At 60.0% G+C, this 21530-nt stretch carries 30 protein-coding genes and 2 pseudogenes; 22 read left to right on the top strand and 10 right to left on the bottom strand.

Going from position 1 to position 21530, the window contains the following annotated elements:
* Positions 1-43 precede the first annotated feature (43 nt).
* From ABMA32_RS23670 to ABMA32_RS23660, 3 genes are all read right to left on the bottom strand, one after another.
* Positions 44-376 (bottom strand): four-helix bundle copper-binding protein, encoded by a 333-nt coding sequence (locus ABMA32_RS23670; protein WP_349016201.1) that lies wholly within the window; start codon positions 374-376, stop codon positions 44-46.
* Between the two features lie 48 nt (positions 377-424).
* Positions 425-871, bottom strand: a complete 447-nt coding sequence (gene copM / locus ABMA32_RS23665) for a CopM family metallochaperone (protein ID WP_349016295.1) — start codon at positions 869-871, stop codon at positions 425-427.
* A 547-nt stretch (positions 872-1418) separates the two neighbouring features.
* The gene (locus ABMA32_RS23660; RefSeq protein ID WP_349016200.1) at positions 1419-1946 is read right to left on the bottom strand and encodes a hypothetical protein; all 528 of its coding nucleotides are present in this window, start codon (positions 1944-1946) and stop codon (positions 1419-1421) included.
* Positions 1947-2244: 298 nt separating this feature from the next.
* Here ABMA32_RS23660 and ABMA32_RS23655 point away from each other — a divergent pair, with 298 nt between their 5' ends.
* The 7 genes and pseudogenes from ABMA32_RS23655 to ABMA32_RS23625 all read left to right on the top strand — a co-directional run bounded on the left by ABMA32_RS23655 (position 2245) and on the right by ABMA32_RS23625 (position 6604).
* Complete coding sequence (locus ABMA32_RS23655) at positions 2245-2841, top strand: TetR/AcrR family transcriptional regulator (RefSeq protein ID WP_349016199.1); 597 nt, start codon at positions 2245-2247, stop codon at positions 2839-2841.
* Between the two features lie 67 nt (positions 2842-2908).
* Positions 2909-3346, top strand: coding sequence for a YqaA family protein (locus tag ABMA32_RS23650; RefSeq protein ID WP_349016198.1), 438 nt, complete (start codon positions 2909-2911; stop codon positions 3344-3346).
* A gap of 219 nt (positions 3347-3565) precedes the next feature.
* Entirely contained in the window at positions 3566-3964 is a 399-nt protein-coding gene (gene cueR, locus ABMA32_RS23645) for a Cu(I)-responsive transcriptional regulator (RefSeq protein ID WP_349016197.1), read from the top strand.
* A gap of 83 nt (positions 3965-4047) precedes the next feature.
* Positions 4048-4341 carry a cytochrome c gene (locus tag ABMA32_RS23640; protein ID WP_349016196.1) on the top strand — a complete coding sequence of 98 codons (294 nt, stop codon included), beginning with the start codon at positions 4048-4050 and terminating at the stop codon, positions 4339-4341.
* 175 nt (positions 4342-4516) lie between these two features.
* A pseudogene (locus ABMA32_RS23635) lies at positions 4517-4788 on the top strand (copper oxidase); the annotation flags it as partial.
* A 77-nt stretch (positions 4789-4865) separates the two neighbouring features.
* Positions 4866-5867: a 4-hydroxythreonine-4-phosphate dehydrogenase PdxA gene (gene pdxA / locus ABMA32_RS23630; RefSeq protein WP_349016195.1), complete on the top strand. Its 1002-nt coding sequence runs from the start codon at positions 4866-4868 to the stop codon at positions 5865-5867.
* The gene (locus tag ABMA32_RS23625; RefSeq protein ID WP_349016194.1) at positions 5864-6604 is read left to right on the top strand and encodes a pyridoxine 5'-phosphate synthase; all 741 of its coding nucleotides are present in this window, start codon (positions 5864-5866) and stop codon (positions 6602-6604) included. The genes pdxA and ABMA32_RS23625 overlap by 4 nt, the downstream gene beginning before the upstream one ends.
* On the opposite strand, the gene ABMA32_RS23620 is transcribed toward ABMA32_RS23625, so the two are convergent.
* Positions 6580-6933: a hypothetical protein gene (locus ABMA32_RS23620; protein ID WP_349016193.1), complete on the bottom strand. Its 354-nt coding sequence runs from the start codon at positions 6931-6933 to the stop codon at positions 6580-6582. The genes ABMA32_RS23625 and ABMA32_RS23620 overlap by 25 nt on opposite strands.
* Positions 6934-7102: 169 nt before the next feature.
* Here ABMA32_RS23620 and ABMA32_RS23615 point away from each other — a divergent pair, with 169 nt between their 5' ends.
* From ABMA32_RS23615 to ABMA32_RS23585, 7 genes are all read left to right on the top strand, one after another.
* A complete protein-coding gene (locus ABMA32_RS23615; protein WP_349016192.1) occupies positions 7103-7486 on the top strand; it encodes a hypothetical protein in 384 nt (127 codons plus the stop codon).
* 85 nt (positions 7487-7571) lie between these two features.
* Complete coding sequence (locus ABMA32_RS23610; protein ID WP_349016191.1) at positions 7572-7802, top strand: hypothetical protein; 231 nt, start codon at positions 7572-7574, stop codon at positions 7800-7802.
* On the top strand, positions 7799-9268 hold the full coding sequence (locus tag ABMA32_RS23605; protein WP_349016190.1) for a TolC family protein: 1470 nt from the start codon (positions 7799-7801) through the stop codon (positions 9266-9268). Before ABMA32_RS23610 ends, ABMA32_RS23605 begins: the two co-directional genes overlap by 4 nt.
* Positions 9269-9286: 18 nt before the next feature.
* Positions 9287-10648, top strand: a complete 1362-nt coding sequence (locus tag ABMA32_RS23600; protein WP_349016294.1) for a multicopper oxidase family protein — start codon at positions 9287-9289, stop codon at positions 10646-10648.
* A 52-nt stretch (positions 10649-10700) separates the two neighbouring features.
* The gene (locus ABMA32_RS23595) at positions 10701-11183 is read left to right on the top strand and encodes a cupredoxin domain-containing protein (RefSeq protein ID WP_349016189.1); all 483 of its coding nucleotides are present in this window, start codon (positions 10701-10703) and stop codon (positions 11181-11183) included.
* A 23-nt stretch (positions 11184-11206) separates the two neighbouring features.
* Positions 11207-11491: a copper-binding protein gene (locus tag ABMA32_RS23590; RefSeq protein ID WP_349016188.1), complete on the top strand. Its 285-nt coding sequence runs from the start codon at positions 11207-11209 to the stop codon at positions 11489-11491.
* A 55-nt stretch (positions 11492-11546) separates the two neighbouring features.
* Positions 11547-12932, top strand: a complete 1386-nt coding sequence (locus tag ABMA32_RS23585; protein WP_349016187.1) for an adenylate/guanylate cyclase domain-containing protein — start codon at positions 11547-11549, stop codon at positions 12930-12932.
* A 73-nt stretch (positions 12933-13005) separates the two neighbouring features.
* On the opposite strand, the gene ABMA32_RS23580 is transcribed toward ABMA32_RS23585, so the two are convergent.
* A complete protein-coding gene (locus tag ABMA32_RS23580; protein WP_349016186.1) occupies positions 13006-13278 on the bottom strand; it encodes a protein-disulfide reductase DsbD domain-containing protein in 273 nt (90 codons plus the stop codon).
* 92 nt (positions 13279-13370) lie between these two features.
* Here ABMA32_RS23580 and ABMA32_RS23575 point away from each other — a divergent pair, with 92 nt between their 5' ends.
* The 4 genes and pseudogenes from ABMA32_RS23575 (at position 13371) to ABMA32_RS23560 (ending at position 15593) form a co-directional block, all read left to right on the top strand.
* Positions 13371-14096 (top strand): MerR family transcriptional regulator, encoded by a 726-nt coding sequence (locus ABMA32_RS23575; protein WP_349016185.1) that lies wholly within the window; start codon positions 13371-13373, stop codon positions 14094-14096.
* Positions 13997-14344: pseudogene (locus ABMA32_RS23570) on the top strand (arsenic resistance protein); the annotation flags it as partial. The gene ABMA32_RS23575 and the pseudogene ABMA32_RS23570, both read left to right, overlap by 100 nt.
* 95 nt (positions 14345-14439) lie before the next feature.
* Positions 14440-14829 carry a bile acid:sodium symporter gene (locus ABMA32_RS23565; RefSeq protein ID WP_349016184.1) on the top strand — a complete coding sequence of 130 codons (390 nt, stop codon included), beginning with the start codon at positions 14440-14442 and terminating at the stop codon, positions 14827-14829.
* A 95-nt stretch (positions 14830-14924) separates the two neighbouring features.
* Positions 14925-15593, top strand: coding sequence for a DsbA family protein (locus ABMA32_RS23560; protein ID WP_425475586.1), 669 nt, complete (start codon positions 14925-14927; stop codon positions 15591-15593).
* On the opposite strand, the gene ABMA32_RS23555 is transcribed toward ABMA32_RS23560, so the two are convergent.
* From ABMA32_RS23555 to ABMA32_RS23535, 5 genes are all read right to left on the bottom strand, one after another.
* On the bottom strand, positions 15590-16156 hold the full coding sequence (locus ABMA32_RS23555; RefSeq protein WP_349016183.1) for a hypothetical protein: 567 nt from the start codon (positions 16154-16156) through the stop codon (positions 15590-15592). The two genes, ABMA32_RS23560 and ABMA32_RS23555, sit on opposite strands and share 4 nt — an antisense overlap.
* Positions 16157-16168: 12 nt before the next feature.
* Positions 16169-16465 (bottom strand): PRC-barrel domain containing protein, encoded by a 297-nt coding sequence (locus ABMA32_RS23550; RefSeq protein WP_349016182.1) that lies wholly within the window; start codon positions 16463-16465, stop codon positions 16169-16171.
* A 67-nt stretch (positions 16466-16532) separates the two neighbouring features.
* Positions 16533-17279 carry a VWA domain-containing protein gene (locus ABMA32_RS23545; RefSeq protein ID WP_349016181.1) on the bottom strand — a complete coding sequence of 249 codons (747 nt, stop codon included), beginning with the start codon at positions 17277-17279 and terminating at the stop codon, positions 16533-16535.
* A 41-nt stretch (positions 17280-17320) separates the two neighbouring features.
* Complete coding sequence (locus tag ABMA32_RS23540) at positions 17321-18052, bottom strand: TerD family protein (RefSeq protein ID WP_349016180.1); 732 nt, start codon at positions 18050-18052, stop codon at positions 17321-17323.
* Positions 18053-18424: 372 nt separating this feature from the next.
* Positions 18425-18703: a hypothetical protein gene (locus tag ABMA32_RS23535; protein ID WP_349016179.1), complete on the bottom strand. Its 279-nt coding sequence runs from the start codon at positions 18701-18703 to the stop codon at positions 18425-18427.
* 481 nt (positions 18704-19184) lie between these two features.
* On the opposite strand from ABMA32_RS23535, the gene ABMA32_RS23530 reads away from it, so the two are divergent.
* Genes ABMA32_RS23530 through ABMA32_RS23515 form a run of 4 tightly spaced genes read left to right on the top strand, consistent with a single transcriptional unit; the run spans position 19185 to position 21464 of the window.
* Positions 19185-19688: a copper chaperone PCu(A)C gene (locus ABMA32_RS23530; protein ID WP_349016178.1), complete on the top strand. Its 504-nt coding sequence runs from the start codon at positions 19185-19187 to the stop codon at positions 19686-19688.
* Complete coding sequence (locus ABMA32_RS23525) at positions 19685-20311, top strand: SCO family protein (protein WP_349016177.1); 627 nt, start codon at positions 19685-19687, stop codon at positions 20309-20311. The genes ABMA32_RS23530 and ABMA32_RS23525 overlap by 4 nt, the downstream gene beginning before the upstream one ends.
* Positions 20308-20820 carry a disulfide bond formation protein B gene (locus ABMA32_RS23520; RefSeq protein WP_425475585.1) on the top strand — a complete coding sequence of 171 codons (513 nt, stop codon included), beginning with the start codon at positions 20308-20310 and terminating at the stop codon, positions 20818-20820. The genes ABMA32_RS23525 and ABMA32_RS23520 overlap by 4 nt, the downstream gene beginning before the upstream one ends.
* Positions 20817-21464: a DsbA family protein gene (locus ABMA32_RS23515; RefSeq protein ID WP_349016176.1), complete on the top strand. Its 648-nt coding sequence runs from the start codon at positions 20817-20819 to the stop codon at positions 21462-21464. Before ABMA32_RS23520 ends, ABMA32_RS23515 begins: the two co-directional genes overlap by 4 nt.
* The last annotated feature ends 66 nt before the right edge of the window (positions 21465-21530 follow it).

Here is a 21530-nt window from a genome sequence, read left to right as displayed (position 1 = left end):
GGGCGCGGGGCCTCGAACCTCGCGCCCTTCGACAATCGGCTGCCTACGCCGCCATCTTCCGGCAGCTGTCCGCGCAGCGACGGCAGGTATCGACGCATTCCTGCATGTCGCCGAGGCGCTCGCAGTCATCCGCGCATTCGTTGCAGATTTCCGCGCATTCGCCACACGTATGTTTGTGGTGTTCGGAGCCGATGAGCATGAAATGGGCGGAAGTTCGGCAGATTTCGGCGCAGGCCATCATCAGCGTGAAGTGCTGTTTTTCGGTGTGTTTGCCGCCCATTTCCAGGCAATGGCCCATCGCGGTCGAAAGGCACACAGAATAGCAGCGTAGGCACTCGTCGATACAGTTTTTCATCTCGGGGCTGAGGTGATGCATGTCGGGATCCTTTTGTGGATGGGAGCACCCTGCGGCGCTCCCCGGGGTTCACTTTGCGTTGGCCTCTAGCCATTGGGTGAATTCGGTGATTTCCATCTTCTGCGCATCGATAATCTTCTGAGCCATCTGCTTAGCCTCGTCGTTGTCGCCGAACTTCAACTCGACTTCGGCCATGTCGATCGCGCCCTGGTGGTGCGCGATCATCCCGCAGGCGAAGGCAACGTCGGGATCCTTGGCCATCATCCCCTGCATCATGGCCGGATGCATTTTCATCATCCCGGCCGTGAACGCCTTGTGCGCTTCATCCATGCCCGACATGTCCATCCCGGCCATGTCAGGCATCTTATGGCCGGCGGATGCGTCGGCGGGTTGGCCGCATTGCGCCGGCAATGGCGTCGCAGCCATCGCCATCGGCTTTGATTCCTGTGCCGCAGCGGCTGAAACGAAGCCCGAGAGGAGCAGTGCCGTGGCGAATGCGAGTTTGAAATTACCCATGATCTTTCTCCTGAATGTTGGACAATGCGTCGACGAGCCGTCTGGCTCGTCGCTCAAAAAGGGGAACGCGCCTAGGATTTCGGGGGTCGATCAAGCCGACCCGGCATCAGTGAGGTGCCCAGATCGGCCGTCTCGGGCCCGACAAGAGCCGCCGGTGGCACATTCGGCAAAGCATGTGGAGCTACCGGAAAGCCAACTAGGCAATGCAGGGCAGAACAGCATTGTCCGAGGCCATGACCGTCGTCCGAGCAGGGACTGGTTTTGCTGGCTGCGACATTCGGTTGTTCCACGGCGTGTGAAACGATCAAAATTGAGGTTGCGGACCGATGATTGCTGTCGGCAAATTTGGTAAATGCTGTTGCGGAAAAGATCATCGCCAGCGCGACAAATACGACGCAGGCCAAGTTTGCCCGTTTCAGGAGCCGCAAAAATCCAGCGCGTGACATGTTGACCAAACGAAGGGCCTGCCGGCTTTGTTCCGAGTGCGAGTCCAACCTTAACCAGATCCCATGGGGAAATGCCTCGCCCAACCCAAACGGCGGGCGCGCTACCGCAGTGACGCGGTGCGTCCCTCGTGCTGTCTGCGCCACCCATAGCGGGTCATGCCGCGCGGTTTGTAGAGGGACAGCGCCACGGGCACGAGCAACACCAGCAGGCCTCCCGCAGCATGGATCACAGGGGAAATCCTCAACCCTCGGAGGTCGGCGCTGGAGAACAATGTCTCAGACGAGGCGTCCGCCAGGTAGCCGAGCAGTTCCAGCTGAAGCAGCAGGACCAGGGTAACAACGATCATCACCACGAGTTTCGCCAAGACCCAATAGTGCCGGAACAAGCCCCAGGGTGTTCCCAGCGATTGGATAATCCCGGTGAACAGCGAAAAGAAAACCAGCGGGACAATGACGAACCAGACCGTCACCTCCATGGCAAGGTAAGCGGCACGCGCCGTTTGAGTGTCCTGACTGACCAGACCGGCGATGGCGAGAGCCAGAAAACCCGCCACAGCGCCGAGCGTGCCGACCGACGACGTGACATGCGCGCAAAGCGCGAACTTGCGGAGGCCGGGCGTCATGATCATGGCTGTTGCGTGCGAGGCTCAATGAGGTCAGTAGGCGTTGCGTGTCGACCAGGACCGTGGCGACCAGAACCGCCTACAAGTATCAGGACTACGACACACCCCAAAAGGACTGCGCAGATTATCCCCGATACCTTCACCCAGCGTGGGACGCCGGGGTAAGGGGGCGGATCGGCCATGCGGGTTCCTCCGTCACTCTGTCGTCTAGTTCAGGGGCACAACTTTATCGAGACAGTATGTCTATATCAAGTCGATATGTCTCGTATCTCGACATTGTCGCCGTCTGCTATATGCTTAGGTGATGCCGAAGCTGTGGAACGAAACGATCGACGCGCATCGCCGCGCTGTGCGCGACGCGACGCTGGACGCGGCTGCCGCGCTCGTGGCCAAACAAGGGCTGCTGTCGGTGACGATGTCGCGGATTGCCGAGGAGACCGGCATCGGTCGAGCAACGCTGTACAAGTACTTCCCTGACGTCGAGGCCATTCTAACCGCCTGGCATGAACGCCAGGTTGCCGGCCACCTCCAACATCTCATCGCGGTCCGGGACCAGGCTGGCAACGCCAGGGCGCGGCTGGAAGCTGTGCTTGAGGCCTATGCATCCATCTCCCACGACCATCACGGCAATGAGCTTGCGGCGCGCCTTCACCAAGGCGAACACGTTGCTCATGCCCGGAAGCAACTTAACGGCTTCATTCGCAACCTGCTGACCGAGGGCGCAGCGGCCGGCGACTTCCGGAATGATGTCGCGCCCGATGAGCTAGCAACCTATTGTCTCCACGCCCTCGGAGCGGCCAGTAGCCTGCCGTCCAAGGCCGCGGTCCGTCGGCTGGTCGCGGTCACTCTTGCGGGACTAAGGCCTCCGTCCTCAGCAAGGGGCCGGGTCCATGTTACGTGATCGATGAGCTTCAGGCGTCACGGTCGCATGCAAGCTAAGGTTTCCCGAATGCAGCCGAATTCTCGGCATGGATGATCTCGCGATCCTCGGTGGATTGTTCGCGATCTCGTTCGTCGCCGCCACCATCTTGCCAGCGCAGTCGGAAGCGGTACTCGTTGGTCTTCTCGTGGCTGGAACGCATTCACCGCTTTTGCTGGTCGGCGTTGCCAGCCTCGGGAACGTGCTCGGTGCGGTCGTCAACTGGGCATTGGGGCGCGGGATCGAACGCTTTCGAAACCGGCGCTGGTTTCCTGTCAGTCCATCCATGCTCGATCGGGCCACCGGCTGGTATCGGCGCTGGGGCCGGTGGAGCTTGCTTGTGAGCTGGGCGCCGTTCGGCGGCGACGCGCTGACAGTCGCCGCCGGTGTGCTGCGGGAGCCGTTGTGGAGCTTCGTCCTCCTCGTCACGATTGCCAAGACAGCGCGCTATCTTGTACTAGCCGTGGCTACCTTGAGCTTGACGTGAGGTGGTTCTGTTCCACGACCTCGCCCAAGCCAACGCGAAATCTACTTGGCCTTTGCGGACCGGATCGGGCATTCGCCACACCGGGGCCTGGGGGATAGGTCGGCAGAAGACTGAAAGCCGCAGCTCGTACTCACTTTCCAAAACAAAAAATGAAGATAGGCCTTGAGCTTCCAGCCACTGGAAGGACTATCTCTCATTCAAACGCACAAGGAGACAGTGATGAACATTGGATCTGCTGCCGAAAAATCCGGTCTGCCGCCCAAGACCATCCGCTACTACGAGGAGATCGGGCTTCTGAAGGCGGACCGAGCCGAAAACGGATACCGCGATTACTCGATGCCGGACGTGCACAGGCTGCGCTTCCTGAAGCGGTCTCGCAGCCTCGGCTTTTCGGTCGAGGAATGCCGCCAGCTCCTGTCGCTCTACGGCGACAAGGAAAGGGAAAGCGCGGACGTAAAAGCCATCGCGCAAACCAAGCTGGCCGAGATCGACCGCAAGATCGCCGAACTCGCGAGCCTGCGCGATCTGCTCAGCCACCTCGTCCACAACTGCCACGGCGACGACCGCCCGGATTGCCCGATCATTGATGGCCTTGCAGGAAGCGGCACGGTTCAGTGAGGCGCTCGATCGCTTTCGGCGCAATCCTGTCGCTCTCGAGCGCCGCCGGATTCGCGGCGGTCCACATCCCCGCCGACGGCATTGTGGCTGCTCGTCAGGCTGCGATGAAAGAAATGGCGCTGGCGGCGAAGACGATCGCGGGTATGTTCGAAGACAAGCTGTCCTATGACGCCGTCGTGTTCAAGGACGCCGCCGAAACCATCAGACGTCAATCCGGTGATGCCTTGGTCACGGAGTTTCCGCCGGGCTCGTTTGGAGGCCGATCAGATGCCAGCGCCGAAATTGACAAATCCCGCGCCGAATTCGCCGCGCCGGCCATCTTGAAAAATTTGCTTCCGCCCTGTCCGATGCGGCAGACGACGCTCCAGACGGCATAACCAAAAGCATGAGGATGGGGCAGGGAATGATGACGGGCGGCAGTCTTCTTGGAAAAAGGCGCACGGGCAAGGCTGAGGCTGATCCGTCCACTATGCCGGCCGAACACGTCTTTCACCTGATGCTGCAGGACTGCGCAAGCTGCCACGCCAAGTTCCGGGAAAAGGTCCAATGACGATGTTCGTGCAGCCGATCGACTATTTTCTCGCAGCGTGGTTCGTTCTCGCGGGCCTGAGCACCGCCTATGTCGCCTGGGATCAGTTCCGCGGCAATTCCGAACCTGCCGTCATGAAGTGGGGTTCATCATGATTACCGTCTATCTGGGGCCGATCGGTCTTCTTCCCTATGTCCTGGCAAACAAGGAGCCGCGTACGGGCACGCATGAGGAATTCATTACGCCGCTGTGGAAACAGGGCATCGGCAGCACCATCCATTTGGTGGGCAGGGATGTCCCGCACCATATCACGAACAACAATGTCGAGACGAAGGGCGGCGGGGGACTGATGCTCGTTATCGAGGTCGAGCCATGAGCGCCGCCCTCGCATTGACCATGGGGGAGCCTAGTGGCGTTGGTGCGGAGATCACCATCAAGGCCTGGCAGAGACTTTGTGCAAGCGGGCCGGCCTTCTTCTACTGCGGCAGCGCGGTGCTGGTCGAGACGACCGCGCACGCCCTGGGGCTTGATGTCCCGGTGATCAGGATTTCAGAGCCGGTCCAAGCGCGGGCCGCTTTTGATCGTGGCCTGCCAGTCATGGATTTTCCGTTAGAGGACGAGGTCACGCCGGGGGCGGCATCGCCCAGCCATGCCGGAGCCGTCATCAACGTGATCGAGACGGCAGTGCGTTTTGCCATGGAGGGGCAGGCCGCCGGCATCGTTACCAATCCCATCCAAAAGCATAGCCTGCATCAGGCCGGATTTCCTCACCCCGGCCATACCGAGTTTCTTCAGGCTTTATCCGGCCCAGCATCGCGCGCCGTCATGATGCTCGCCGGCGGCGGCCTGCGCGTCGTGCCCGTGACCATTCATGAAGCGCTGCGGAGCGCCATCGACCGGCTTACGCCAGCTCTCATTATAGAGACAGGCCTTGCAGCCGCGCGCGGGCTGCAGCGCGACTTTGGCATCGCCACGCCGCGGCTGGCTGTCGCCGGCCTGAATCCGCATGCCGGAGAAAACGGCGACATGGGCGATGAAGAGGAAACGATCGTGAGGCCGGCGGTCGCCGGCCTGCGGGCGCAAGGCATTGACGCCTTCGGGCCGCTTTCGCCGGACACGATGTTCACAGCGCGGGCCCGCGGCAGCTATGACGCGGCGCTGTGCCTTTACCACGACCAGGCGCTGATCCCGCTCAAGACACTGGCCGTGGACGAAGGTGTCAATGTCACCCTCGGACTACCGTTTGTGAGGACATCGCCCGATCACGGAACGGCTCTTGATATTGCCGGCAAGGGAATAGCCGATCCAGGCAGCCTGATCGCCGCCCTCCGTCTTGCCGCCACCATTGCCGCTCATCGGGAAGCAACGTCATGAACATTATCCGCCTTGGTTTCAACATCGATCATGTCGCCACCATTCGAAATGCGAGGGGCGGCCTGCACCCTGATCCGCTACGCGCAGCCGAAATTGCTCTCAAGGCCGGCGCCGACGGCATCACTCTGCATCTCAGGGAAGATCGCCGGCACATTCGGGACGATGACCTGGCGCGTGTGAGCGCCTCTATAGACGCGCCGATCAATCTCGAAATGGCCGTGACGAATGAGATGTTGGGTATCGCGATCGCCACCCGGCCCCACGCCGTGTGCCTCGTGCCCGAAAAGCGGCAGGAAGTGACCACAGAGGGCGGGCTTGACGCGGCGGGCATGATCGAAACGCTGGCGCCTTTTGTGGCCCGGCTGAAGGACGCCGAGATAAGGGTGTCGCTGTTCATTGATCCGGACATCGCCCAGGTGGAAGCCGCCGCGCGCATCGGCGCGCCGGTGGTGGAGTTGCATACCGGCACCTACGCCGAAAACTACGGGCATGAAGCCGAACTCGCCCGACTGGCATCCGCCGCAAGCCGCGCTGCGGCTCTGGGCATCGAATGTCACGCGGGACACGGCCTGACATTTGGCAACGTGGCGCCAGTCGCTGCCCTGCCACCGATCGCCGAGCTCAATATCGGCCACTTTCTCGTAGGAGAGGCAGTATTCTTGGGTCTACCCGTCGTAATCGCGGAGATGAAGGCGCGCATTGTAGCCGCGCGTCACGAAACGGGGGTCTCGCAATAGGCTTTCCAGAGGTCCTGCTTCCAGTCGGATGGTAACGTAGCATGCACCTGAAATCGATAATCTCCGAACCCTACATAGGCAGGCTCCGCACAGCGAATCCGTGCATGATGACTGCTTCTGTCAAAGAACGTCATCGCGCCAGTTGCGTTGACTTTAGCGAGGCCGATCGAGACATCGAAATCGTAGCCGCCTTCCTCGGGCACCCGGTCACCGATCACGCTCATCTGGATGGAGGTCTGGTCCGGAAAATGCGCAGTGTAAAACACGAGGGGCTCGGATTGGGCCGTGCCCACCAGCATCACGCCTGCGACTACCACGACGGCACGCATAATCTCCTCCCAGGAGAACCCACACATAGTAGCACCATTTCTGCCACTTTGCGAACACGTAGTGACTTTACTTATGCGGAGGAGCGTTCACGTTTGCGTTCGTTTGCTTGACATCTGCCGCGAACACGTGTGGAAACAACTTATGGTCAGCGGTTCGTCCAGATTCGGCATGGTGCTGCGCGCGTTCATCGCGGTCGTGTTCCTGTTGCTGACCGCATTGCAGCCGGGCCTTGCCGCGGCAATACCGACAGACGGCACCAGTCGGACCGTCACCGCTGCAGCCGGCCATCAGCATGATGGCGACGGAATCCAGGATGAAGAGGCCGCTCGGCATGTTGCCGGCGACCAGCATGACGGCAGAAGCAGTGACCATCACCAGCCGGACTCAATGGACCTTTGCTGCGAGATGCATTGCTTGATGAGCCAGGCGATGCCCGCCTCATCGCCCTTGATCCATGGTCCGTCGGCCAGCCGAGTCGGTGCGGACTTCGGCCACGCTCTGCTTGACGGGCAGATTTCATCCGTCATCAAACCTCCCCGAACCACCAGCTGACGAGTCCGCCGACAGGCGGAGTGTGCCCGGCGTCCGGTCTTTAGGCCGTCGCCGCTGACCATCGTTCCAGCTTTCAGGTTCCCTTATGAAGATCTCCGTTTCCGCGGCGCTGGGAGCGTCGCTTGTCCTTGGCGGCTGCAATACCATGCCACCCGAGGTCACGCCGGCTTTTACCCCGGCTGATCCGACCTACGGCATCACCGACAATCATTACCATCCGGTTGTAAGCTATACGCACAGGGAGCCGACCGATCCGAAGAACTGGCGCAAACTCAACGACGACCTGTCGCCCGCGAACAAGGGAGCGGGCTCATGATCGGACTCGCTCGCCTTTCCATTCTGGCCGCCTCGGCGCTACTCGCCGGCTGCGCCACGAGCGCTACCGTCAACGTCAGCGATCCCAAGGCTGGCTTTACGGCAGTTGCGGGCCGAACCACGTCGGTGACCGGGCAGCAGCCAGTCTGGATCCAATCCAACGCTGAAGCGCAAGCAGCGGCTGACAAGGTACGGAACCTCGTGAGGGGGAAGACCGTCGACGCGGATCTAGCTGTCAAGGTTGCACTCCTTAACAATAAGGGGTTGCAAGCCGCCTATGCTGACATCGGCACGTCAGCGGCGGAACTTTGGCAGGAAAGTCTCCCGGTCAATCCGTCACTTGGGATCGGCGTTACGGGCGGCATCGATCCGGTCCGGGCGATCGAGTCCGCAGTGGTTGCCAATATCATGTCCGCTATAACCAGGCCCCGACGCATGGCGGTCGCAGACGCGCGCTTCCGGCAGGCCCAACTGATCGCCGCCGAGGCAACCCTCAGGCTGGCCACCGACACCCGGCGCGCATGGATTAATGCTGTCGCCTCCAACGAGGCGCAAGGCTATTTGTCCAAGGCTTTGCAAACTGCGGACGCAGCATCGGACCTGGCCAAGAAACTGGGTGAGACCGGCGCCTTCCCCAAGACCGCCCAGGCACGGGAACATGTCTTGTATGCCGAACTGGCGGGACAGTCCGCCAGCGCGCGCCTGGAAGCCCGTAACGCGAGGGAGGCGCTCAACCGGGCAATGGGCCTGTGGGGCGCCGACATTGACTACAAGCTCCCTGGATCATTGCCCAAGCTGCCTGTGCGTGGTGCCCCCAGACGGGGAATCGAGGCCGAGGCCCTAAGGAACCGGGTCGACCTCGAGATTGCGAGACTCGAACTTGAGGCTCTTGCGCTCAGCTACGGTTTGACCAATGCGACAAGGTATGTCTCGGACATCAGCCTGCTCGCCGGCGTGGAGGTCGAGCGCGAGCAAGAGGAAGAGGAAAGCGGGTCTGTGAAGACGAAGACGGAAGTGCTTCCGGTCATCGATGTCGAGTTCACAATCCCGATCTTTGATACTGGCCAAGCCCGAATGCGTCAGTCCGAAATGGCTTACATGCGGGCGGCAAACTTGCTGGCCGAGCGGGCGGTCAATATCCGTTCCGAGGCGCGCCAGGCCCACAATGCCCGGCAGGCAACATATGAAATCGCCCGCCACTACCGCAACAGCGTGGTGCCGCTCAGAACGGCGATCGCCGAACAGGCCACCCTGACCTACAACGGCATGATCACCAACACATTTGAACTGCTCGCTGACACCCGTGCCCGCACGGACTCGCTGCTGCAATCCGTCAACGCCAAGCGCGACTTCTGGCTCGCCGATGCCGCGCTGGTCACTGCTGTCTATGGCGGTGGCGGGGCGCCTGCGGAAGGCGGAGGCGGAGAAGCCACGCCGGCCGCCGCAAGCGCTGGCGGCGGGCATTAACCAGAAGGAATGACGACAATGCTCTCAAGACGACAAATACTCGGCGGAGGCGCGTTTCTCGCAGGCGCAGCCGCTTGGACGAAGACTTCCGCGATGGCACTTCCGGAGGCTGCGGTTATGGCATCCCCGGACATGCAGCCGCCGATCTTCCCGTCAAGCGGCCCGGACTACCAGCCAGTGGTTACCCTGAACGGCTGGACTGCTCCTCATCGTGTGACCAACGGTGTGAAGGAATTCCACCTCGTCGCCGAACCTGTCGAGCGCGAGATGGCGCCGGGCATGACAGCGTACCTCTGGGGCTACAACGGACAGTCACCCGGACCCACGATCGAGGCGGTGGAAGGCGACCGGGTCCGTATCTTCGTCACCAACAAACTTCCCGAACATACCACGATCCATTGGCACGGAATGATCCTGCCGAACGGCATGGACGGCGTGGGTGGTTTAACGCAGCCCCACATCCCGCCCGGCAAAACGTTCGTGTATGAGTTCGACCTCGTGAAGAGCGGCACCTTCATGTACCACCCGCATTCGGACGAAATGGTCCAGATGGCCATGGGGATGATGGGCTTTTTCGTGATCCACCCGAAGGATCCGAAGTTCATGCGCGTCGACCGCGACTTCGTGTTCCTGCTCAACGCCTACGACATCGAGCCGGGCTCCTATGTGCCCCGTGTCATGGAGATGACCGACTTCAACCTGTGGTGCTGGAACAGCCGGATCTTTCCAGGCACCAGCCCCTTGGTCGTCGGCCACAACGACCGCGTTCGGGTGCGGGTCGGCAACCTGACCATGACCAACCACCCGATCCACATGCATGGCTACGACTTCGAGGTGACCTGCACCGACGGCGGCTGGACGCGGCCGGAATCTCGTTGGCCGGAAGTCTCGATCGACATTCCGGTGGGCGCCATGCGCGCCTACGAGTTCGACGCCAAATACCTCGGTGACTGGGCCATCCATTGTCACAAAACGCATCACACGATGAATGCAATGGGACATGACGTGCCGACCTTCATCGGTGTCGACAAATCGGCGCTCGCCAAGAAAATTCAGCAGGTATCGCCAGACTATATGCCCATGGGCAACCGCGGTATGGCCGATATGGCCGAGATGGAAATGCCGCTGCCGGACAACACCATCAAGATGATGGAAGGCTGGGGCCAGTTCGGGCCTATCGAGATGGGCTCTATGTTCTCGGTGGTCAAGGTCCGCCAGGGGCTCTCCGCCACCGACTATGCGGACCCGGGTTGGTTTGAGCACCCGGCGGGAACCGTCGCCTACGAATGGACCGGCGACCTCCCCGCACCGACACGATCCAACGGCGCAAAAACAATGACTCCGGCACCCAAGCACGGCAGTCAACAACAGGAAGGTTGAGTAGGACTTAAACTTTTTCACCAGTCAACAACAACAGAAAGAGAAAGAACTCATGAAACTCGCAGCAATCTCGGCAATCCTCCTATCAGTGGGTGTCGCTCCCGCATTTGCAACAGGAACGCATTCGGGCGGCCATAAGACCGAAAAAATGGCCATCGGAGAACCAGGTCAGAAAGGCAAGGTCAAGCGTACCGTGAACATCACCATGGCCGAAAAGGACGACGGCGCGATGGTCTTCGAACCCGCGGCTATCAAGGTCAAAGCCGGCGAGACAATCCGCCTGCGCTTCACGAACAAGGGCGAGGCTGACCACGAATACGTTATGGACGAAGAACCCACTGTCATGGAGCACAAGGCCGTTATGGCCAAATTTCCCGAAATGGAACACGCCGACGCCAATTCTATCCGATTGGCCCCGGGCAAAACCGGTGAGATTTTGTGGACGTTCTCGAACGCGGGAGACTTCGTGTTCGCCTGCCTAATTCCGGGCCATTACGAATCCGGAATGAAGGGCAACATCCAAGTTTCGCAATGAGCAAAGTAGAAAGGACTTAGAGCATGAAGACTATAGCAAAAATACTCGCCGTGATCACCATAGCATTCGCAATGACTGGAGGCGCTTCGGCGCAGGAATACACGAAGGGTGAAATCACCAAGATCGACGCCAAACAAAAGAAGCTGACTATCAAGCACGGTGAGCTTAAGAACCTCGGCATGCCGGCCATGACGATGGTGTTTGTCGTCGCGGACGACGCTATGCTCGAAAAAGTCAAGCCGGGGCAGGCGATCGAGTTCGTCGCCGACCGCGTCAACGGCCGCATCACCGTCGTTGAAATCAAGTGAGGAATTCCTCGCCGCGGCCTCTCGGACCGCGGCGAGGCCCCCCTCAAGTCGCGACATGAACGTGCTGGCTTATCTGCATGCTGCCAATTTGAGGCAGCTCCTTGTAAATATTCGCGGGATCGCGCTCGATCTCGGCACCGACCTCAGGATGATGTCGCTCTACCTGCGGACGGCGGCAGTTCTGGCCGCGGTCGCGCTGATCTTCGTCGGCAGCGGGCGTGGGATATTGTTCTTCATGCCCGTGCTTGCGGTTTATCTGCTTGCCTGCGCGCTGCTGTCGGCGCTCTCGCTCTGGCGCCAAGATCCGCCGGCACAACAGCTCAATTGGGCGATCTTGGACGCGGTTTTTGTCACGGCTGTTCTCTATCAGCATATACTGGGCGCGCCCGTCGCACAGCCGCACGGATTGACAACTGCAAGCCTTGTCATACCTTTTCTATTCTTGAGCCATGTTGGCATGACCCTGCGAGGGCGCCTGATCGTTCTGTTCTCGTCCCTGGTTTTTTGCGCCTGGCTTGTTATGCTCGCCGCAATGGCCTGGCGCCATGAGCGGGAGGCCCCCGGCGCATTCTGGCAGGTCTTTCTTAGCCTTGATTTCGGCCTTGCCCTGACGTTTGGATTGACCGCGATGTCGACCGGCCTCCTGGCGGTGGACCACCAGCGCGGGCGCCGTGAAACGCTCAGGATTGACCGCTGGCGGCACAATCTCGCGCGGTTTTTCTCTCCGTTCGTTGTCGCGGAGTTGCAGGAGGCTGGTCGCTCCCTTTCCCTCCAAAGACGCCCTGCGGCGATCATGTTCGTCGATTTGCGCGATTTCACGAGCTACGCAGAACATGCTTCGCCAGCACACCTCGCGCACGTGCTAACTGAATACCGGCAGGTTGTAGCGGGTACCGTCTTTGCCTTTGGCGGCACCGTCGATAAATTTATTGGTGATGGCGTCATGGCAGTGTTCGGCCAGCCGGCGGCTAGGGATGACGATGCCGAGCAGGCCCTGTCCTGCGCCTTGGCGCTTTGCGACCGGCTAGAGGTTTGGAAGCCCTTCCAAACAGACGACCATGTGACCTTTCAGGCGGGAATTGGTGTTCACTACGGAATGGTGATCGGCGGCGTACTGGAGAGTGGCAGCCACGACGAGTTCACGGTGTTCGGAGATGCCGTCAATGTCGCCCGGCGTCTTGAGTCGCTGACCAAAGAGTTGGGCGCGACGCTCGTTGTGTCCTTCGCTCTGCTGGCGCGCACGCCCAAGGCGCGAGAAACCGGCGGCTGGATATTTAAGAAAGGCGTCGCTCTGACCGGCCGTAGAATCCCGATTAATATAGCCTACCGTCCCCGGCACCTCAAAACTGCTGGGTCTTCAAATGAAGTTAATGCCGTCACGCCGGTGCCCTCCTCCTCTATGTTGCGTTCCGACGTACGAAGTCCGATCGCGTTCACATGAAAGGCTCTAAACATGAACAGGCGAATCCTGCTCCTGCTGATGGCAACGGTGGCAACCGGCGCGCAAGCCGCCGTTAGGCCACAGACATCCCGCTCGGGAGTTGCCAGCTCAACGAGGTGGGAAGGCCGGCATTGCCTGGATTGCGCCAATATGTGTACCAGTCGTCGGGCGGTGCGAGACGAAGCGCGGCCCAGAAGGTTTGGCCCGGCTGAACAGCATCGATGTCGGCAACGAGAGATGCCTGGGTGGCAGGGGCAGAAACCGACGACTGCACGGCCGACCTGCCACCGGGGATGACCGCAAGGAAAACGATTGCGATGACGATCAAGTGAACGAAGCGGTGCATGAAGTTACCCTGAACGACTCTTGTTCCGGCACCACGCATCTTCTAGTTACTCGAAGTTAAGCCCTCATTGCTCACGTTTCTGAGATGACGCCGTGACGGGACAAAATTATCGCATCGGGGAGTTGGCTCGCCTGACCGGGGTCAAATCCACCAACATCCGCTATTTCGAGCAGGAGAGCCTGCTGCCGGAACCCGCAAGGCTCGCCGGCGGTCATCGCCTGTACGACCGGTCGCACGTCGAGCGTTTGACCTTCATTCGGCGCTATCGCGACTTCGGGTTTACCCACGCGCAGATTCGGGAGCTGACGCGCCTCGCCCGGGATGACCAACGTTCCTGTACGGAGGCGCGCGATCTGGCCCAGGCTCATCTTGTCGAAGTGCGCCGCAAAATGATGGAGTTGCAAGAGCTGCAGCGGACCCTCGAAGGGTATATCGACGCCTGCGACCAAATCTGTCTGGGCGGACCCGCCTCAAACTGCAGCATCTTCGAAGACCTCGGAATAGCGCGCCAGAAGTCCACCCCGATCGCCGGCTGCTGCGGCGCTCAGGCCAAAGCTGAGGCGAGAGGAATTTTCGTGGTTGACCAAGACATCCGGAACCATCTGGAGAGCCGCCAAGTCCAGGTCTATTTCTGTGCGGTCGCGATCGCGACAGCCGTTGCCTTGCTCGTCCCCGGGACAACGGCGCTTGAGGCGGCGATCAACCGGCACTCGCGTTCATGCTGTTCGTCACGTTTTTGCAGGTTCCGCTGGCCGAACTTGGACGAGCGTTCGGCCGCGTACGATTTTCGCTGCCGTTGCTGCTTTCAAACTTTGTAGCAATTCCGCTCCTCGTCGGCATACTGTTCCAGGTGATGCCGGGCGATCCGCTGCTCAGACTGGGCGTCCTGCTGGTGCTGCTCACGCCCTGCGTCGACTATGTGGTGACGTTCGCCCATCTCGGTCGCGCCGACGCAAAGCTGCTTCTGGCCGCGACACCCGTCCTTCTCCTCCTGCAGATACCCCTGTTGCCGCTCTATCTCGGACTCTTCCTGGGCAGAGAGGCCGCCGCCGTGGTCCAGATCGGGCCTTTCCTCCATGCCTTTCTTTGGCTGATCGTCGTCCCGCTCGCCCTGGCGGCATTCGTTCAACTTTGGGCCGGCGCGCTGCACGTGGCGCAAAAATGGCTGCTGCGTTGGGGATACTTCCGGTCCCTGCGACCGCGCTCGTGCTGTTTGTGGTCGTGGCTGCCGTCCTGCCACACCTTGAGCAGGCGCTCGGTGCCGTGCTCGTGGTTGTGCCAATTTACATCGCTTTTGGGCTTCTTGCGCCCTTCGTCGGATGGGGTGTTGCACGCCTGTTCAGGCTCGAAGCCGCGGAGGCACGCAGTGTCGCCTTCAGCTCTGCCACACGGAACTCGCTCGTGGTGCTTCCTCTGGCACTCGCGGTCCCCGGAGCCGTGCCCGTGCTGCCGGCGATCATCGTAACCCAGACCCTGGTCGAGCTCATCTTCGAACTGATCTACATCCGCGCCATCCCTCGGCTTGGCGACGCAAGCGCGACACAAAAGTGACTTTGTTGCTTACCTAACCTAGAGCGCGAGCCTACGCCGCTGCTGGTGTCCTTGTCAGTTTAGCATCGTTGCGCTAGCGATCGGAACCTCGCCTGGTGAAGGAACGCTACATGAATCGTCGAACACTCGTCCTGGGCACCGTTCTGGTCGCGGCGGCTGCTTTCGCCGGGGGCGCGTTTCTGTTCTTACCACCGGAGACCGTGCCCGCGGCTGCTCAGGAGGAAAGCACACTGGTACGGAACCACTCACCGGTCATCGGCCCGGCCAATGCCCCGGTGACCATCGTCGAGTTCCTCGACCCGGCATGTGAAGCCTGCCGCGCGTTCCACCCGATCGTGAAACAGATCATGGAGAAATTTCCCCAGACCCGTCTCGTCATCCGTTATGCGCCTCTGCACAACGGCTCGGATGAGGCAGTGCGGTTGCTGGAAGCCGCACGCATGCAGGACAAGTTCCTGCCTGTGCTGGAAAAGCTGTTTTTCGAGCAGCCGGCGTGGGCGGTGCATGGCGCGCCGGACCTAGAAAAAATGTGGGCGTTTGCCGGCGAGGCGGGACTGGATGTCGTCAAGGCCCGCACGGATGCGCAATCGCCGGGTGTCGTAAAGGTTCTGAATCAAGACGTGGCCGACATGAAAGCCATCAACATCGAGGGCACGCCTACGTTTTTCGTCAACGGCCAGCCGCTGACGGATTTTGGGCCGCAGCAGTTGCATGATCTGGTGGCGGCCGAGGTTGCCAGGGTCGGAAGCAGCCCGTCGTCCTAAGGGTCAATACGCGACTGCCCGGTTTCATTGCCGAGCCGCCAGATGCCCCACCACGCCGCCGCGGCCAGAGGCGCCGCGGTTAACATCCCGGGAAAATAACCGTAGGGGCCTGTGCGGAAGAGCGGAAACACAAAATGGGCGATTTCGACGACGCCCATGGCGATGAACAGGGTCCAGGCGAGGTATGACCCGAACGGCATGCTACGAGCCAAGAGGAACGGCACCAGCAGCCACATCATCGCCAGCGCGTACAAAACGACTGCTCCGGCTGAGCCCTCGGCAGGCGGCGTCACACCGGTGATCGTCGCCAGCGCCGGGAAGAAATCCATTTCGCGTTCCTCGACCTTGTGCAGGCCGAACAGCACGAGAGTTAGGATGTAGGGTGCACGGATCTCCGCGAAGGAAGACACCTGTGGCTTCACCAACCAAACCAGTAAGCCTCCAATGAAGCCAGACGCAAACAACAGCATGGGCATCAGGCCCAGCAGAATATAGCCCAGAATGACAATGGCGGCCGCATGCCCGAAAGCAAGTGCGACCGCCAACGGATTGGTTCGGAGCATTGCCCCTACCTATTAATCCGTGTGTTCAGGCATGGCTTTTAACTGGTCCTTGGTCCAAGTGGTGGCTGCGTGGACGTCACCGTCCTTATCGCGCATGAAATCGAGTTCACTGGCAGTCACCGAGACCGGCTTTGCGCCGATGCCGAGGAACCCACCAACATCAATGATCACCTGTGTGGTCGGACCGGAGCCGTGGACATGGTTGACGCTGCCGACCTTGCTGTCATCGGGGCCGTAGATGGTGGCGCCCTCGAGAATATCTGGCGTTAGCTCGCCAGCTGTCAGGCGGACGTGATTGGTGTGATCCATGATCAATGCTCCTCTTGTTGAGGAGAGGTAACTCATCGCGGCGACAGGGGTTCCTCAGCGGATCAGGTCAGGCCCGGAGCCACTGCAGTAACTCTGGGCCGAGAAGGCGGGCATTCAACTCTTCGTCCGATAGCTCGACGAAGCCGTCCAGGTCGCGAACAATGACAACGCCGGTATTCTTGAATCGCCTTGCGATATGCTTGAGGAATTTGAAGTCCACATTGTGCTCGCAAGCGCCCATAAATAGAAAATAGACTTGGTCGCCCCGCTGTTCCGAGGCTTCGAGGATGCGGATGGTCCGCTCTTCGTCAGCCTCTTCGTTCTCGCCATCCGTCACGAAGATGACGATCGAACGCTTCTTTTCAGAGGCTGGGGTCTCCCTGCCGATCCCGAAAAAGCGGCTTAGAAAGCCACCGGCTCCCTGGGTTGGAAGCCAACCGAAATGCTCCAGATTGCGCTCGAGCGCATAGCTGTAGGTCGTACCGCCCTTCCAGCCCGGGACCTTATCGATGACGTTGCGGACAATGTAGTCCTCGCTATCATCCGGCGTTACGGTTCCGACATGATGGACGCTGCCCTCGCCGTGGCTGAAGCTGAACACGTCAATCTTGCCGTCCGGATCGAGCACCATGCCGTAAGGCACCAACCGCGCGATGAGCTTGCTGGTGGTACCTTCCTCATGCTCGTGCTCGAAGGAGCCGGAGACGTCCATGTCAAAAATCAGCTCCGCCTTGATCCCTGCGGCAACGCCGGCCTTATCCAAGGAGAGGCGCAGCGTTTCTGCTGATTTCTGGAGGTTGAGTTGCAGTGACATGGCGATTTCGTCCCCGATTGAGTTTGTTAGGTCTGCTTGCACTAGGAGAAGCGCGCCAGAACATCGTTGAAATTGCCGTTGAAACCGCGCCCGGCGGCGACATATTCCCACCCGTCGGGGCCGAGTGCGACGCTGCCCAGCTGGACCGCGTTGAATTCCTTGAATTCGTCCGACAGGCGGTAGGCGCCCAATTCTCGGCCGTCCTGGTCGGACAGCGTGATTGTGCAGACGTCGATATCACCGAAAGCTGCCTCTTCTTCTCCCTCATCCTCGCTGCCGCTCTCGTGCCCGCTACCGTGGTCGGCCTCGTGCACGGTGACGAAGATAGGGATTTCCGTCACGCCGGCCGGCAACCTCGACCCATCGATGATGACGGTCTCGCTGTTATTCTGAACGCGTTTGTCGCCGCTATGGCGGAGCCCGCCGCCGGGCGTCTCGAATGACCCGTCCGTATTGGACGCCAGAGTGCCGCCCTTCGGGTTCATGCGCGTCGTATTATAGGTCGACAACACATTCGTCAGTTCGGTGACCTTCACCTCCGTGCCGATCCTACGCGCCTCAAGCGCATGAACGTCGACATCATCGGCATGGTCGGCATCACATTGCCACTCGACCTTTACCGTGAAGCGCGCGCCTTTGTTTAGAGAGAGGCTCAGCTTGGGTGACGCCGTACCGGGCTTTTCCAGGGAGAGCGTGAGAACAGGCGCCTTCTGGTCCGACAAAGGCCATCCCGTAAGAAGTTCGTTCGATGCCCCCACTTGTGGCAACTTCATCAGCAGTGTCCTCTCTGCAGCCCAAGATCGCATTCGGACATCTACCACCAAAACTGTGTCTGGAAAATGCAAGCGGTTGAACTTTGCGACTCCCCTCACAAACCCGATTAGCCGAGCACGGCCTGAAGTTAGCCAGGGATGTGCTGGTGGTGCAGGTCAAGATGGTGGGCATGACGGCGGCATGTTCATGACGGCGCAGTGCGGCTCCACTATTAGGCCGTCGTTATGCCTGTTCATGTAGGTCGTGAATGTGACTTTGGTCGCGCTCGTTTTCTTCTACTGCGACAGATGCACCCCAAGGCCCCTTGATTCAAAACAAATACGGCCCCCTCGGCTTTGAAGGGAGCCGTATATAATTTGACGGTGAGACGACTACTCCTTTGGCGCGCCGCTCTTGTCACGGTGGCCGTGCGGATCCAAATCCCCAGGCTTATGGCCGGGATGATCGTGATGTTCGCCAGGCACTTGCTTCTGACCGGCCTTGTCGCGATGGCCATGCTGATCGAGATCGCCAGGCGTGTGGCCAGGATGGTCGTGATGTTCGCCGGGCACTTCCTTCTGACCGGCTTTGTCGCGGTGGCCGTGCTGGTCGAGATCGCCCGGCTTGTGTCCGGGATGATCGTGATGCGGTCCGGGCTTTTCCTGCGGCATTGTTTCCTCCAAATGCTTCGCGGTCATCGTGCAGCCTAGAGCAATGCCTGAGCACCAAAACTGTTCCCGTCATGCACCTTCTTCGCATGGGTTTCGGGCGACCGTGATCCTAGGACGGTCTCCACTTGGCTGCCTGAGGCAGGCATCGAGTGCTTTCGTCTTGTTTTCTTCGAACACCGCGATGGCGGCATTCTCAAGCTCTGCTACACTTTGCGAGTAAGGGATCAGCTCCGTCGGGATCGGGATGCTATATGGTCGTCATCAGCCCTCTCCAGGCGGCAAGACGGCGACCTCAGGGCTTCTGTCCCCAAGATGGTGGCAAGGGCTATTTGCCTCGACCCGAGGTCGCGGCAATTCGCCTCGCCTGGAACAGTTGAATCTCAAGTAGCTAGAGGGTTTAGAGACTTTGGCGCCAGACGCTGGCCATCGTGGCTCAAAGCTGAACCGGTTCTTTGATTTCCCGGTATCAAAGGAAGCATAAATGCGTTCGAGGATATATGCCGCAACCGGGTTAGCGCTGACTGTTCTAGTGGTGCCGCTTCCGGCAACCGCGCACGACTACACGGTGGGAGCGATCAAGATCGGCCACCCCTGGGCGCGCGTTACACCACCAGCAGCCCCTGTGGCTGGCGGTTACATCACGATCACAAATATGGGGACCGAACCGGATCGCCTCGTGTCCGGTTCATCATCGATTTCGCAGAAGTTCGAGATACATGAGTCGAAGGTTATCGACGGTATCGCCAGCATGCGGCCTGTCGTGGGAGGAGTCGAGATAGCGCCCGGCGCAACCGTCGTGCTCGGGTCCGGTGGCACTCACATCATGTTCATCAAGCCCACGAAGAGATTCGTAGAAGGGGAGAAGTTTCCGGCGACACTGATTTTCGAGAAGGCAGGACCGATCACTGTCGATTTTGCTGTCCAAGGTATGGGTGCGTCGACGCCGCCAGAAAATCACGGCGGTCACGGGTCGATGCCGCAATGAACCCCTTGAAGGTATTCCGCATTATCGCCTGGGGCGCAGTCGCTATCGCTGGCGGGGTTCTCATCGGTTTCAGCGGAATCCTGCCAGGCGCACCGCAACTTTCCGGGTCAAGTACGGTGTCGAGTTCCGGCGTGGCCGCGGTCGGTGGATCATTTGAGTTGACCACGCACAAAGGCCGAAGGTTCACCGATGCGGATGTCGCTGGGAAACCTTACCTCGTGTTCTTCGGATTTACGTTCTGTCCTGATATTTGCCCCACGACGCTTTCCGAGTTGACCGTCATGATGGGTGAACTCGGTGTGGATGCCGACCGCTTCACCCCGCTGCTGATCACGGTCGATCCAGAGCGGGACAACCAGGAAATGCTCGCAGAGTATATGTCGGCTTTCGACAGCCGCATCATTGGGCTGCGCGGTACTCCCGAACAGACTGCTGCCGCCGCGAGGACCTTCAAAGCCTACTACAAGAAGGTGCCTCTGGATGGTGGCGACTACACGATGGATCATACCGCTGGCGTGTTCCTCATGGGAGCCAATGGCCGTTTCATCGGGACGATGGACATGGACGAGGCACGAGAAACCAGGATCGCGAAACTGCGTCGCCTGATCGAGACGAAAGCATGATCCGCGCGATCCGCAGGAACCAAAATGGACCCAGATGGTCTGGCACGGCCGGACACGAAAGTTTAGGGATGAAAGCTAATACTGACCCTCAGGATGAGCGTGCTTGGGGGCCTCTTCTTGCTGCTTGGCTCATAGCGCTTTCCTCCACGCTTGGCGCGCTATTCATCGGCGAAATCATGGGGCAGGCGCCTTGCGTCTTATGCTGGTTCCAGCGCGCATTCATGTTCCCCCTCGCCGTCATCCTGGCAGTCGCATGCTTTCTGTCGGACTCGACGATATGGCGCTATGCTCTCCCCCTAGCAGCGATCGGCTGGCTGATAGCGCTCTATCACAGCCTTCTGTACGGCGGCGTGATCCCGGAAGCCATCGAACCGTGCGGCGCCGGACCTTCATGTTCCGGTTCCAGCATGATCATCTTCGGGGTGGTCCCCATTCCGATGCTCTCGTTGGCCGCTTTTACGGCAATCACCATTCTCCTCGTCATCGTCCGCCGGAGGTCTATCGCGTGAACCGACGCACAACTGTCGCCGCAGTCGCAGCTGTTGCCTTAATCGGCTTCGGGATTGCCGGATATTTCTACACCAATGGTCCAAAAGATGAGCCCGTGGCACCGCCGCAAGAGTCGAGCACTCTTGTGCGACCTCACTCGCCGGTCCTCGGTCCTGCCGATGCGCCAGTCACCATCGTCGAGTTCTTTGATCCGTCTTGCGAAGCGTGCCGCGCCTTTTATCCGATTGTGAAGGAGATCATGGAGCAATACCCGACGGATGTGCGGGTGGTCCTGCGGTATGCCCCATTCCACGATGGGTCGGACGAGGCCATACGGATCCTGGAAACGGCACGCATGCAGAACCTGTTTGTACCGGTGCTGGAAGCTCTTTTGGCCCAGCAACCGGAATGGGCTCCTCATGATGGGCCGCAACTCGACAAGGCTTGGGCGGTGGCGGGTGTAGCGGGTCTCGACATTGCGAAAGCGAAGGCAGAAAAACTCGCACCTCATATCATGGCAACCCTGAACCTTGATGTCGCCGACGGAAAGTCGGTCGGGGTTTCGGGGACGCCAACGTTCTTTGTCAATGGAAAGCCCTTGCCGAATTTCGGCACGGATGACCTCAAGAAGCTTGTCGATGACGAAGTTGCGGCGGTCCGATAATTCGCGTTGGCTTATGGCGTCAGCGCACTAAAAAGGAGCATACGAACGTGAAATGTCCGATCGACA

The sequence above is a fragment of the Mesorhizobium quangtriensis genome, assembly GCF_040081925.1.
GTDB classification, from domain to species: Bacteria; Pseudomonadota; Alphaproteobacteria; order Rhizobiales; family Rhizobiaceae; genus Mesorhizobium_K; species Mesorhizobium_K quangtriensis.
The sequence above is the reverse complement of the archived record's forward strand: the minus strand, read 5'-3'. Positions and strand labels throughout refer to the sequence as shown.